Origin of the sequence: Desulfosporosinus orientis DSM 765 (assembly GCF_000235605.1) — a bacterium.
Classification (GTDB): Bacteria; Bacillota; Desulfitobacteriia; order Desulfitobacteriales; family Desulfitobacteriaceae; genus Desulfosporosinus; species Desulfosporosinus orientis.
The window spans coordinates 2,579,980-2,593,493 of record NC_016584.1; the positions used below are offsets into that span (position 1 = coordinate 2,579,980).

At 40.2% G+C, this 13,514-nt stretch carries 14 protein-coding genes and 1 pseudogene; 11 read left to right on the forward strand and 4 right to left on the reverse strand.

The annotated features are described in order from the left end of the window. From DESOR_RS12105 to DESOR_RS12120, 5 genes are all read left to right on the forward strand, one after another. A complete protein-coding gene (locus tag DESOR_RS12105) occupies window positions 1-963 on the forward strand; it encodes a methionine ABC transporter ATP-binding protein (RefSeq protein ID WP_014184870.1) in 963 nt (320 codons plus the stop codon). A 57-nt stretch (window positions 964-1,020) separates the two neighbouring features. Then, on the forward strand, window positions 1,021-1,692 hold the full coding sequence (locus DESOR_RS12110) for a methionine ABC transporter permease (protein ID WP_014184871.1): 672 nt from the start codon (window positions 1,021-1,023) through the stop codon (window positions 1,690-1,692). A 330-nt stretch (window positions 1,693-2,022) separates the two neighbouring features. Then, window positions 2,023-2,607 (forward strand): RNA polymerase sigma factor, encoded by a 585-nt coding sequence (locus tag DESOR_RS12115; RefSeq protein WP_014184873.1) that lies wholly within the window; start codon window positions 2,023-2,025, stop codon window positions 2,605-2,607. Window positions 2,608-2,701: 94 nt separating this feature from the next. Then, on the forward strand, window positions 2,702-2,839 hold the full coding sequence (locus DESOR_RS29715; RefSeq protein WP_014184874.1) for a hypothetical protein: 138 nt from the start codon (window positions 2,702-2,704) through the stop codon (window positions 2,837-2,839). A 158-nt stretch (window positions 2,840-2,997) separates the two neighbouring features. After that, window positions 2,998-3,552, forward strand: coding sequence for a DoxX family membrane protein (locus DESOR_RS12120; protein ID WP_014184875.1), 555 nt, complete (start codon window positions 2,998-3,000; stop codon window positions 3,550-3,552). Between the two features lie 180 nt (window positions 3,553-3,732). Here DESOR_RS12120 and DESOR_RS12125 read toward each other — a convergent pair whose 3' ends face one another. Both DESOR_RS12125 and pdxR read right to left on the reverse strand, forming a co-directional pair. After that, a complete protein-coding gene (locus DESOR_RS12125) occupies window positions 3,733-4,494 on the reverse strand; it encodes an MBL fold metallo-hydrolase (RefSeq protein WP_014184876.1) in 762 nt (253 codons plus the stop codon). Between the two features lie 238 nt (window positions 4,495-4,732). After that, window positions 4,733-6,130, reverse strand: a complete 1,398-nt coding sequence (pdxR, locus tag DESOR_RS12130) for a MocR-like pyridoxine biosynthesis transcription factor PdxR (protein WP_014184877.1) — start codon at window positions 6,128-6,130, stop codon at window positions 4,733-4,735. Window positions 6,131-6,251: 121 nt separating this feature from the next. Between pdxR and DESOR_RS12135 the strand changes: the two genes are divergently transcribed. The 6 genes and pseudogenes from DESOR_RS12135 to DESOR_RS12155 all read left to right on the forward strand — a co-directional run bounded on the left by DESOR_RS12135 (window position 6,252) and on the right by DESOR_RS12155 (window position 12,160). Beyond that, window positions 6,252-7,214, forward strand: a complete 963-nt coding sequence (locus DESOR_RS12135) for a DMT family transporter (protein ID WP_014184878.1) — start codon at window positions 6,252-6,254, stop codon at window positions 7,212-7,214. A 7-nt stretch (window positions 7,215-7,221) separates the two neighbouring features. After that, on the forward strand, window positions 7,222-7,887 hold the full coding sequence (locus DESOR_RS12140; RefSeq protein WP_014184879.1) for a phenylalanine--tRNA ligase beta subunit-related protein: 666 nt from the start codon (window positions 7,222-7,224) through the stop codon (window positions 7,885-7,887). A gap of 115 nt (window positions 7,888-8,002) precedes the next feature. Next, a pseudogene (locus tag DESOR_RS28065) lies at window positions 8,003-8,176 on the forward strand (PEP-utilizing enzyme); the annotation flags it as partial. Between the two features lie 24 nt (window positions 8,177-8,200). After that, window positions 8,201-8,953: a PEP/pyruvate-binding domain-containing protein gene (locus tag DESOR_RS12145; protein ID WP_014184880.1), complete on the forward strand. Its 753-nt coding sequence runs from the start codon at window positions 8,201-8,203 to the stop codon at window positions 8,951-8,953. A gap of 452 nt (window positions 8,954-9,405) precedes the next feature. Continuing rightward, the gene (locus DESOR_RS12150; protein WP_042331152.1) at window positions 9,406-11,412 is read left to right on the forward strand and encodes an aldehyde ferredoxin oxidoreductase family protein; all 2,007 of its coding nucleotides are present in this window, start codon (window positions 9,406-9,408) and stop codon (window positions 11,410-11,412) included. A 187-nt stretch (window positions 11,413-11,599) separates the two neighbouring features. After that, window positions 11,600-12,160, forward strand: a complete 561-nt coding sequence (locus DESOR_RS12155) for a lysoplasmalogenase (protein ID WP_282434414.1) — start codon at window positions 11,600-11,602, stop codon at window positions 12,158-12,160. Between the two features lie 100 nt (window positions 12,161-12,260). Here DESOR_RS12155 and DESOR_RS12160 read toward each other — a convergent pair whose 3' ends face one another. Both DESOR_RS12160 and DESOR_RS12165 read right to left on the reverse strand, forming a co-directional pair. After that, entirely contained in the window at window positions 12,261-12,812 is a 552-nt protein-coding gene (locus tag DESOR_RS12160) for a helix-turn-helix domain-containing protein (RefSeq protein ID WP_014184883.1), read from the reverse strand. Between the two features lie 107 nt (window positions 12,813-12,919). Next, window positions 12,920-13,513, reverse strand: coding sequence for a hydrolase (locus DESOR_RS12165; RefSeq protein ID WP_014184884.1), 594 nt, complete (start codon window positions 13,511-13,513; stop codon window positions 12,920-12,922). Window position 13,514: the final 1 nt, after the last annotated feature.

Below are 13,514 nucleotides of genomic sequence, written 5' to 3' on the forward strand. Positions count from 1 at the left end.
ATGATTGAAATAACGAATTTGCAAAAGTCATTTGGCGGGATAGAGGTGTTGAAAAATATAAATATAACGATTCAGGATGGAGAAATATACGGTTTGGTTGGTAAAAGCGGAGCTGGAAAATCAACACTATTGCGTTGTATAAACGGCTTGGAGACCTATTCCTCTGGAAGTATAAAAACAAATGGAGTTGAATTAAATTCGTTAGATAAAAAGGGTCTCAGGAATTTTCGGAAAGAGGTAGCCATGATTTTTCAACATTTTCCTCTGCTAGGACGTAAAACTGTTTATGACAATATTTCATTTCCTATGAAATGCTGGAAATATGATAAGAACGCAATTGATAAACGGGTAAGAGAGTTAGCAGAAATTGTTGGCATTTCCGATAAACTGAAACAAAAACCGAGCACATTATCTGGAGGGCAGAAACAGCGTGTTGCAATTGCCAGAGCCTTATCCATGAACCCCAAAATCTTGTTGAGTGACGAAGCAACATCAGCATTGGATCCCAAAACAACAACCGCTATTTTACAGTTGTTGCGTGAAATCAATGAGAAATTAGGGATAACAATTGTTGTTGTCAGCCATCAAATGGAAGTAATTCGTCAGGTTTGTCAAAAAGTTTCGCTGCTTGAAAATGGACATATTGTAACTTCCGGAAAAGTTGATGAGGTTTTCCTTAATGTATCAAAAGAATTGCATAAATTTCTGGGTACTGAAGAAATGTTTCCTTCAATTGACGGTGTTAATCTACAGATCATGTTACTTGAAAATGATGATTCGAAACAGGTTCTTAGCAGACTAGCGAGGACGTTAGATGTCGATTTCTCTATTCTAGGCGGAAAGGTAGAACGATATAGGGATAAGCATCTCGGATCTTTAATAATTAATTTTCAAAAAGAAGATATTTCGAAGGTAAAAGAGTATTTAACGGATAAACAAATCGTTTGGCATTCGTTTGAATAAGTTTTTAGTTATTGTAGTTGGAAACGAGAAAGCGCTTTAAGGCATTGAGGAGAAAAAATGTTTGATTTTTTAACAGATTATCAAAAAAATTTTTGGAAAATGATTATGATTCCAGCATTTAGCTCAACAATTGAAATGGTAGTAATTACAACTGTCTTAGCAACTGTTTTTGCATTTATGATATCAGTTATTTTACTAGTAACAAATAAAGATGGGATACATCCCAATAAAGTGATTTATCAAATTATTGCTTTTATCATTAATGTCATTCGCTCTTTTCCATTTGTCATTCTAATGGTATTTTTATTGCCATTTACCAAAGCAATTACAGGAACATCATTTGGAGTTAAGGCAGCATTGGTTCCTTTAACAGTTTCTGCAACTGCTTTTATAACTCGTTTGATTGAAAATGCCATGAAAGAAGTCGATCCAGACTTGATCGAAGCTATGAGATCATTTGGTATATCTGATTTTCAGGTTATTTTTAATGTTATGTTATCAGAAGCGTTTCCGGCCATTATATCTGGAATTATTCTGGCTACTATTGCAATTTTAGGTTCATCAGCTATGGCGGGGGTAATGGGAGCAGGCGGAATAGGGGCTGTTGCTATTACATATGGATATCAGAGTTTTAATGATAATGTTATGTATCTAACAGCTGCAATTTTAGTTGTTATGGTTCAGGGTATTCAAAGTATAGGTGACTGGATATATAGAAAGATGAAATAATGAGGAAGAATATGCTACATATCAACTGCGAAATCCGTGGCAGGACTTTAACCTTCTGGTATGATATAATGCACTATAAAAAATTTGATCAATATTTTGTTAAACTTAACCCACAAGGGAGGCAGTGATGCATACTTTGTGGGTTTTTGCTTTTTATAAAAAGCGGAAAAATGTGAGTGCGTTTGGATATTTTGGTAGCAAGTTTTTTAATTGCTGATTTAAAATATTTTATTTAAAATACTATCTATGTCATAAGAATTTACGTCTAATATATGTATTCCCTTATGACCACTATAGTAAAAAAATGCTCTGTTTAACAGGAGGATCACAATGCATCTTAGACAAAATATCTACGGACCTGATAGTGCCGAAAACCAATATTCTTTTGACCAATTAATCTCTGAAAATGAAGAAAAAATTCTAAATCTGATCTATGGTATGACCGGAGATTTTCATTTAGCCCAAGACTTAACCCAGGAATCATTTTTAAAAGCGTTTCAGGCTAAGCAGTCATTTAACAGACAATCAAAGTTTTCGACCTGGCTTTATCGAATTGCTGTAAATACTACAATTGATTATCAGCGTAAAGCTCAGGTTCGCAGAGAAAACCCTGCTGAGGAAATTGAGGTCAATTCGAACGAGCAAGACCCTGACTGTAAGTGCCAAAAAAGAGCAATGAAAGAGGTCCTTTTTAAGGCTATTTCAAAACTACCTTTTCAACAGCGGGAAGTCTTTACTCTCCGGGAAATAAACGGTTGCTCCACTAAAGAGGTTGCAGAAATCCTCAATATATCCAATGAACTTGTAAAATGGCGCTTGCACAAAGCTCGTAATATACTCCGGAAGTCTTTATCCGAGGGTTATCTTTATAAGAATATCGGTTCGCTCAAATTAGGGCCAAAGGGAATTGAATAGAAATATTTAAAAAAAACCTATCGGAGTACTATCCAAAATACTCTTCGTTACGTCTTAATAGTGCAACTAAACTTAAACGAAGGGGGGTAGTAATATGTTTGATTCAGAGAAAAAACAGACAGCAATTGAGGCACTAGCAGCTATGTGTCACCAATGTGGAGATAAGCACAGTGATGAATGCCCACTGGCCAAAGCAATTGCCTCAGCGAAATTGATCCCAACGCAAGAATAAGAGTACACCCTCTGTTAAACCGTTACAGGTTGACTACATGGTTAGGACAGGCCATATTTACTATTTGTAAAATGAGTCTGTCCTAATCATGTAGATGGAGATTCGACGGAATAGGTTTCTAATAGTTACTGTCATAAATTATACAGGAGGTAATAACTTTGAAACATTCAATCAAATCCATAATCGGTCTTATCCTACGCCTCTATGTTGGCTATGATTTTTTAACTTCCGGATGGGAAAAGATTATTTCTGGTTTTAATGGCACTGCAGTTACAGGATTTCTAAAAGGTGGTCTTGCTCAGACACACGGGGCATTACTTGCAAGTAAAGGGGCAGCGGCTGCTGCTCATCCTAACGTCAGTGATGTTTGGGCTTGGTTCATAAGCAATGTTTTCATTCCTTCTTCACCACTGGTGGCCTGTTTTGTGAAGTTTGGAGAATTTTTTGTTGGTTTGGGTTTAATTCTCGGTTGTTTCTCCGCTCTTGCAGCGTTCTTTGGTATAATTATGAATTTCTCCTACTTGTTAAGCGGAACAGTTTCCGTAAATCCGCAACTCATAATTTTTCAGCTTATAATCTTGCTAATTGGGGCTGCCATTTACACGATCGGAGTTGACCAGTTCTTTATGGGAAAACTAGTTGCAAAATATCCCGTATTGCAAAAAGGATTTTTCAAAGTACTTTTCCCTGTTGATAATAACTCAGAAGTTTAAATGAACTATACCTAATCATAAAAGGTTTTCACCCGTTTACTTTGTATAAGGAGGGCTATGTTAAGCTTGGCATAACCCTTCTTGAGATTAAAAAATCGGCGGTTTTAAGGTCTGACTAATCTAGATTAGTCATCTCAAAACCGCCGATTTTTTAAATTGGAGGGGTTGTGAGTGCTTATGTTACAACCATACAGCCCAGTCGCCATAATCGAATGTTCCGCTGCCGTGATGCAGCTGCCCTTTGGCTTGGAGCTGTCGGAAAGCATCGTGCATCCGGATAAGGATTTCAGGTTGAATGTCCAAAGTATGGTGTGCCGGGAACACACGCTTCACCTGTAGTGCCGAAATCTTCTCCAAAGAAACTAGATACGCTTCCGGATCGGTGGATGGATAGTAGGCAAACAGCGTGTCTTTATAGACCAAGTCACCGGTAAAAAGATGGCTGCGATCTTTTTCCCAAAAGCACATATGCCCCGGTGAATGTCCGGGAGTATGCAGTACCTGAATGCATCGGCCTCCAATGTCAATTTTATCGCCGTCCTTCAGCACCCTTGCCGGTGTACCCTGAAAGAATTCATATTTGTTTACATCATATCCTTCCGGCAGCTCACAGCGGTCAACTACCATGCCTTTGATCTGTTCCATGGTCAGAGGAAATTCGCCGTTGAGCCAATTCAGTTCTTCTTCATGAGCGTAAAAATCCGGAAAATATTTGTGACCGCCAATATGATCCCAATGGATGTGGGTGGCAACTGCGATAACCGGCTTGTCCGTCAGCTTCCTTACCTCGTCATAAATATTACAAATACCGAGGCCGGTATCAATCAGAAGACTGCGCTCAGAACCATTCAGAAGATAGCAGTGCGTTTCCTCCCAATGTCGATATTCGCTGATGATATGTGTATCTGCGTCAATGCGGTCGATTGTAAACCAATCTTTCATACATTTATTCCCTTCAAATTCTTATTTATTGTTATCCTACCATCTACAGGTATGTTTTTCCACCATCCTTATGCGAGGATCGACTGGTCTATTCTCGGCTTATAGCAGAAAAACACACAGGGTAGCCACAATTGGCAGCTACCCTGTGCTGATTTGAACTAGGTAATAAAGTTTGTTTACACGCTTATTACTCTGGTCAGAACTTAGCAAAAGACAGAAGGCCAGCAACGATATCAACTCAGATATTTAATTCCTTAATAATATCAGACAATAGTATAACACCGTTTCTGATTACATCAGGTTCCAGATGCCCATATCCAATAAGCAGCTTGCTTTGATGCTTGCCTTTTTCTATGCAGTGGCTTTCTACAGGTGTAATATATATTCCGTTTTGTAGACAGCTGCTTTTAAACGCCTCATCAAAGCGCATTTTAGGAAAATCTATAGCAACATGCAACCCGGCGGAATCTCCATAAGCAATCCACTCGCTGCCAAAGGCTTCTTCTAGCGACTCAAACAACACCTGTCGGCGCTGGCTATAAATTTTACGCATCTTTTGGACATGCCTGTCAAGCTTGCGTGTCCTTAAAAATTTTGCCAAAGCAGCCTGCTCAAAGGGTGGGTTTTGTACATCCGTATGAGTACGCAGATCACACCAGCGCTCTTGAAGCTGATAGGGCAAAATTACATAACCTATCCTCAGTGCTGGAAAAACTGCTTTACTGAAGGTACCAACATAAATCACACGTTGCGGGTCCAAAGTGTAAAGAGGAGCAATGGGCTCGCCGCCATATCGGAATTCGCTGTCATAATCGTCTTCAATGATATAAAGATCGTTTTCTCTGGCAAAGCGAATCAGCACGGCACGGCGTGATGCGGGAAGAATTCCTCCCAAGGGAAACTGATGAGATGGCGTAACATATATTGCGCCTGTACTTCCGCACTTTGACAGGTAATCGGTTTGAATCCCCTCGGCATCAACTGGTATAGGAACAATGGGGCAGCCTTTGTTTATGAACGTGCCCAGCATACCGAGATGGCAGGGGTCCTCCATCAATATTTTCTGACCGTCCCCACACAGAATATCCGCAATAAGATGCAGCCCGTGCGTTGCGCCAGCAGTTATAAAGATATCGTCCGATGCAACTTTAAGACCTCGACTTCTGAACAACCAAGCTGCAATTTCCTCTCGAAGGTCAGGCAATCCCTGCGGTCCGGTATAACCAAAAGCCTCAGGAGGCAGTTCCTCGGAAGCCTTATGCAGCAACTGCTGCCAAAGGAACCTAGGAAATTGCCTTAAGTCGGGTCTGCCTGTCCGAAAGCTTACAGAAATTGACCGGACTGCCTTGCTTTTTTTATTAGGAGATAATGCCGGTTTAACCGGTTCAATGCATAAACCGTCCGAAACCCGTGTGGGGGATCCCTGACGGCTTATTACAAAGCCCTCTGCAATAAGCAAGTCATAAGCCTCGCAAACTGTATTGCGGGAAACATTCAGCTCCTTCGCTAATTCCCGCGTGGACGGCAGAGCTTCTCCCGCCTTCAGCTGCCCGGATATCATCAGTTCTTTTAAATACTGATAAATTTGACGCCATAACTGTAATTCACTTTTCCGGTTCAATTCAATTCCTAACATAATGCCTCCAACTGGCTCTGTAAAATCTGCTCTATACTGGCTCTTAAATAGAACCAGTGGTATGGGTAGAATTATACCATCATCTTAAAAGAATCCAATACATTTTCGGAGAGATATTAGAATGGATCGTTTGAACGGGAAATTATATTTGATTTGCGCTTTTTCGCTGGCGGGAACCAGCGTCATATCGGCCAGATTTGTTACAGGAAAGCTCGGGACATTTACAATCACGGCAGTAAGTCTGTTTTTTGCGCTCGTGTTTTTGGTTCCATTATGTGGTAAACAACTTGTCCAGTATATTCGATTAATGTCATTTCGTAATTTTCTTTTTTTGTCGCTTCAGGCCTTATGCGGTATTTTTCTGTTCCGTATGTTTTTACTAAGCGGCCTTTATTATACCAGCGCTGGAGAAGCGGGCATACTCACAGGCGCGACGCCTGCCATAACAGCGCTTCTCGCTATGATTGTATTAAGGGAGCCGGTCAGCGGCAGAAAACTTGCCGGGATACTCTGTACTGTAGGAGGCATTCTAATCATCCAAGGAGTATTAACGCCGGGAAACGGTTTATCCTTAGAACACATTGGCGGGAATATGCTCGTACTTTGTGCGGCGGCCTGTGAGTCCGCTTTCAATACGCTGTCACGTATTTCAGCCGTTAAGGCTGCGGCGGACTTGAAAGGACTTTCAAATCCTATTGCTCAGACCGCAATTGTATCGGCAATTGCTCTGATTCTATGCCTGATCCCCGCACCGTTTGAGCATCCATTGAAGGAACTGTCAGGGATCGGCCTTACGGAATGGACAGCTCTTCTTTGGTACGGTGTATTTGTAACGGCTCTGGCATTTATCTGCTGGTACTCTGGAATAAAGCGATGCGGCGCGTTCACAGCTGCGGCTTTTTCGGGCATGATGCCGTTTACTTCCATGCTACTATCAACCGTAGTGTTGGGCGAAAGTGCCGATTACCAGCAGTGGTTGGGCGGTTTTCTTGTAATCGTCGGCATGATCCTTATTGGGACTGAAGTATTGATGCCGCGTCTCCGATATTTAAGAATACAAAAAACAAAGGAAAGGAACAGGTAAAGGAATAATGGATTTTTTTGTTAATGAAGCAGGAGATACAGCAAAGTGCTCCATCGGAATTCTGGTCATGGAGAACATACAGAGTGTATCTTCCGAAGATAAGCTAATGCTTGTCAAGCAGGAGTTTGAAGACACGATAAGATCAAAATATGGTCAGGCAACACGCGGGGAACTGAAAGCACTTCACCCTATGGACGCTTATGTTTCATACTATAAGAAATTCGGATATACTTATCATGTTCTGCCTCAGCTCGAATCGGTTATAAAAGGAAAAACAATACCGTCTGGCTTACCGTTGGTTGAAGCAATGTTCATGGCGGAGCTTAAAAATATGCTTCTGACAGCCAGCCACGACCTCGATAAAATAAAGGCACCGCTGAGCTTAAAAATCTCAACTGGGAGCGAAAGCTTCACAACTCTGAACGGCCATAATGTGAAAACCATACCTTGTGACATTATGATTGCGGATCAAGAAGCTGTCATCTCAACTATCCTTCGGGGCCCGGACATGCGAACCGCCATAACGGAGCATACAACTCGTGTTATTTATACGGTATATGCGCCTTTCGGAGTAGAAGAACAATTAGTGTGCGAACATTTGAGAGATATTGAATCTTATGTTCGTATATTATCAGAAGAATCAGTCGCTTGTTTAAATCAGTTTATTAAATGAAGTTGATCCAACCCCAAATACTTATTATAAAGCGAACTGACATTAAATGATCACGATTTCGTGGTCATTTTTTAGCTCAAAAAAAAGTACTATATATTGACAGTTGGGATCTTTTGTCACTGATTCAGGTGGAGCATTGTCTCACGCTGCAATCGTTTCAAGAGAATATAGACTTCCTTCAGTTGTTGGGACGATTAATGCAACAAAAATATTGCATAATGGGCAGCGTGTTCGAGTGGACGGAACCGCTGGAAAGCTTCAAGTCCTAGATTTGAAGAAGATAAAGTAAAATAGGTTAATGGAGAATAAGACAATGAAATTTGTACGGTTACTTCAAGAATTAACAAGAAAAGACCTATCCTTAGCAGGAGGAAAAGGTGCTAATCTAGGTGAATTGGTTTTAGCCGGAATGAAAGTGCCCAAAGGTTTTGTTTTAACCGTTGAAGGGTACCGTCATTGTATAACTAAGGTTCGTTTGCCGAAAATTAATGTCCATGACTTACCAACATTAGAAGCTGTAACTTCTAAGATTCAGATGGAAATAGAAAATGCTTCCTTGCCGGAAGAAGTTATGCTGGAAGTATTTAAAACTTATAGAAAAATGGGCAGCCCGACAGTTGCTGTTCGTTCCTCGGCTACTACTGAAGATCTACCAAGTGCGAGTTTTGCAGGTCAACAGGAAACTTATCTTAATATCCAAGGAGAAAGTGCCGTTCTCGAAGCCATAAAAAAATGCTGGGCTTCACTTTGGTCACCAAGAGCGGTGCAGTATCGTTTATTACAAGGATTCGAAGATAGTGAAGCTGCTCTTGCCGTAGTGATTCAGGATATGGCCCCGCATGAGGTTTCGGGAGTGGTCTTTACGGTTAACCCCCTTACTTATAACTCAAGTCAGTTGATCATTAATGCAGTACGTGGTGTAGGAGAGGCTTTGGTTCAAGGAGAAATAATCCCTGATCAATGGATTGCCAGACGTCCCGATGGTGCGGTTCTTATATTCACTCCTCACTTATGGACTAATGATGTGTTTTCAAACCCGACAAATCGCACACTCCGGGCATGTTGAATTCCGGCAGCGTATCCGCCCAGGGCATGAAGCCTTCCAATTCTTTAAGGGCTCTTGATTAGTATTCACCTTTTCAGCCCACACAAAAAAAGCATTTAGAACAGAGATACTCTGTTCTAAATGCTTTATTTTACGTTCCTCATGCGGTAGCTCTTTCCATTGCTTTTCAAGATTAAAGAGCTTGTTACAATAAGCTCTTCCTTTGGTACCGGCAGAACCCGGAACTTCATAAAAATTAAAGACAGAAGGTTTTTTCGAGCCGCTATTTTATCTACCACTTACAAACGGTCTGGGATTTTATGCTTTTAATTGGAATATTTATGGGTTTTGGAAGGAATTAATGCTTAGATATAGAATTTTAGTTTAAAACGGCTTCAAATAAGAGAGCATCCCACTTTTACCTAAGATGTGAACTAGACGTCCAATATAATGCACAACTATGAGGAGGTAGAATGATGCCATTTGGCTACATGGGAAAAATACTATGGGTAGACCTGACTACAGGAACCTTACAGGAAGAGGAAATACAAGATAGCCTTTACAATAAGTTTTTAACAGGTTATGGTTTGGGAGCGAAAATAATATTTGATAAACTGCAGCCAGGGATAGATCCGTTGAGTCCTGAAAATATTTTAGGTATGATGAGCGGCCTCTTAACCGGCTCTGGTGCATTTTTCTCTGGGCGTTGGATGATTATGGGGAAAAGTCCGCTAACAAATACTTGGGGCGACGCCAACTGTGGAGGATATTTTGCTCCGGCAATAAAGTCCTCCGGATATGATGGTATATTTTTTGTGGGTAAAAGTGAAAAACCTGTTTATTTACTGATAGACGGTGATAGAAAAGCGCTCATAGATGCCACTTATTTATGGGGAATGGATTCTAATGATACGATTGATGATTTAACTAATAGATATGGCGCTCACTTTAAAACAGCTTGCATCGGACCGGGCGGTGAAAAAATGGCCAGGATTTCCGGTGTCGTAACTGATAAAGGAAGGTTGGCTGCAAGAAGTGGATTAGGGGCAGTAATGGGTTCGAAAAACTTAAAAGCAGTATGCCTTGGTGGTAACAAGAACGTCAATATTTTTGACGTGCAGACGATAACTAAATTGACAGATGATTTTGCCGAGCAGTTTTATACTTACAAACATCCTCTGAAAGACAAAATGTTAAATGAAGCGGCAAATATGCCGATATTATCAGGCGTTGTACGGATTCTAAGCGAAAATAATATGTTGCCTATTAGTGGAGAACCTGAAAAATACGCTATGAAAACATGGGGAACATCCGGCACAGTAGCTTACTCAGCCAACATTGGTGATTCCCCGGTTAAAAACTGGAAAGGTGTCGGTTATATCGATTTTCCTGGAAGGTTAACCCATGAAATTTCCAACGATTCGGTAACTAAATATGAAACTGACAAGTATGGCTGCTACAGCTGTCCACTTTGTTGCGGTGGAAAAGTAACTGTAAAAGAAGGTCCATATCCTATTTCAGAAACCCATAAGCCTGAGTATGAGACGATTTGCGGCTTTGGGACAATGCTGCTCTGCAATGATATGCCTAGTATTATCAAGATTAACGATCTCTTGAACCGTGCCGGTATTGACACAATCAGTTGTGCTGCTACTGTTGCATGGGCTTTTGAAGCATATGAAAATAGAGTAATCACCTCCGCTGATACGGATGGTTTGGAGTTAACCTGGGGTAATAACGAAGCGGCTATAAAATTGGTAGAAAAAATTGCAAAAGGGGAAGGCGTAGGAAGGTACTTCATGAACGGCGTCAAATTCGCATCCGAACATTTTGGAAAAGACTCAGAAGCATATGCTATGCATGTGGAAGGACAAGAATTGCCGATGCATGACCCACGTAATCCCGATGGCATGGGTCTAGGAGTTGGATATGAAGCGGAGCCCACACCAGGTAGACATACCAGTACGCTGGACTGCTGCGATTTGTATAGACCTGCTCAACCGAGCAATAAGTTAAAAGACAAGAACCTTCATCCGATGAAGAATAAGTGTACGGATGCAGATCCGGGTGTTAAATTGAGGGATGCCAGCTGCTTTATGGATCTTATCAACGGTTTGGGGCTTTGTGCCTTTGCTTTTGACACAGAAGTTACACCACCTATCGTTGAATGGACTAACGCAATGACAGGATGGAACTTAGACTTTGAGGAATACCTGAACATAGGGCGAAGAATAAAAACCCTTCGTCATTCATTTAATATTCGTGAAGGCATAAACCCTAAGGAGTTTAAGATGCCTGATAGGGCAAGGGGCATCCCTCCTTTAGAGAAAGGTCCCAACGCAAAGATTCAAAATGATTTTGAAAAAGGAAAGATAAACTATTTTAAGGCCATGGGATATGACATAAAAACTGCCAAACCGCTTGCTGAAACACTTGATATGCTGGATTTACCTGAGGTTAAGAAAGCCTTATACAAGTAATACACAGTTGCATAGACAAAACAGTCTGAACTTGTATTATTAGCTCTAAGACTGTTTGTCTATCATATTAAATAAAACTAGTTTTTGGAGGTGTGGTGCCATTCTGCAATTTCTTATAGTAATTGTCTTTATCGTTGATTTTATCGTCAACTTGTATGCCGACAAAAATAATATACAAAAACTTAAAGTGCTGACAAAACCCCTATTAGTACCATTAATTATTCTTTTCTATTTGACAAGTGCAGTGCAAATTAACTGGTTAATCGTATCTGCTTTATTTTTCGGGTTTCTTGGTGATTTTTCATTATTATGGGGATCGAAAAAAATATTCTTTGCAATTGGTTTGTTTGCATTCCTTGTTGGCCATTTATTCTATACCTGGGCTTTTTTACAGTCGATACAATACTTTGAAGTTGTTCCAATCTGGTTTTTTATATTCTTAGTCCCATATATTTTATATTGCTGTGCAATTCTGAGGATTCTTAGGCCAAACCTGAAGAACATGATAGTTCCGGTTGTTATTTATATGTGTGTCATACTGATGATGAGTTTCACTAGTTTATGCCGTATTTGGAACGGGTTTACGCTACCCTTTATATTGCCCTTTCTTGGTTCCTTATTTTTCATAGCTTCTGACTCTGTATTGGCATATAATAACTTTAATGTGCCGTTAAAAAATTATGAGACTCTTATCATGTACACTTATATTTTAGCTCAGGTTTTAATTATGGCTGGTTTTTTATATTAATACCTCGGCCACAACCTAGCATAGGTCAAGCGTTCTTGAAGAAAAGAAAGCCGTCAATGTCAGTGTGTTAGACGGAAAACATGGTTTAGGTGGGGGAGGTTCACACCGGATAGTAATTAATTATGATGGACTTCATTATACAGTCTCCTTTATTGGAATAGACATGAGGATTTGTGGAGGCAAAACAGATAGAATCTTCTTTGTTCAAATGATATTCACTCTCATTAGTGCGCAAACAAAGATTACCTTCCAAAACAACAATATATTCGTAGGATTTCTCAGAATGGCCAACAGATGTATGCTCAGTTCCAGGATCAAGTTCTATCATGAATAATTCAAAATTACGAAGGGGTGTGCTGTTATAATATTTGTAGATTCGATAGTGGCCGTCCGAATCATGTTGCTCTGTTCTTTGTTGTTGTGAAATATATTCCGGGTCATTATCCTGATCATCAAGCAATGAAGTATAAGGAACCTTCAAACCGTTTGCAATTTTCCACAGCATGTTGATCGTTGGATTGGAATCACCTTTTTCAATTTGGCTAAGCATTACTTTGCTGACCTCTGATAGTTCTGCCAACTGCCCTAAACTCAGGTTTCTCGCCAAACGAAGTCGTTTCAGATTTGCTGCGATTATTGCATTTAAATTCATCTTTGGACCTCCATTAAAATGATTTCCATGGAGCAATGAATCAGATGCTAAAGAAGAGAAGCATCTGATTCATATGAAGTCAGAAGCTTACAGGCAAACGAATGTGATTAGGTTAGTTCTAAATTCTTCATCGATTGATTAACGGATTCTTCACAAGACCTCATTGCCAATATCGTTTTTTCCAGAAGCTCATCCAGATTCCAGTCCAACATCTCTGCTCCTTGTTGGATGACATTCCGGGAACAGCCTGCGGCAAATTTTTTATCCTTAAATTTCTTTTTTAAACTGGAAAGCTCTAAATCCATTGAACTTTTGGAAGGGCGCATTTTAACTGCGGCATTGATTAATCCTGTGAGTTCATCTGTGGCATAGAGTATTTTTTCCATTAAGTGTATGGGCTTAGTATCAACACATATTCCGTATCCATGACTGGCAATGGAATATATCATTTCATCGCTGACATTTGCTGCACTTAATAATTCTTTAGCTTTTATACAATGTTGGTCTGGGTACATTTCATAGTCAATATCATGTAGTAACCCGACGATCCCCCAGTATTCAGATTCACCGGCATATCCCAAGGTGTCGGCAAACCACATCATTACGCCAGATACGGTTAATCCGTGTAAAATATGAAATGGATCTTTGTTATATTTCATAAGTAATTCAAGTGCTTCATCTCTGCTAATGGTAGTTGTCATA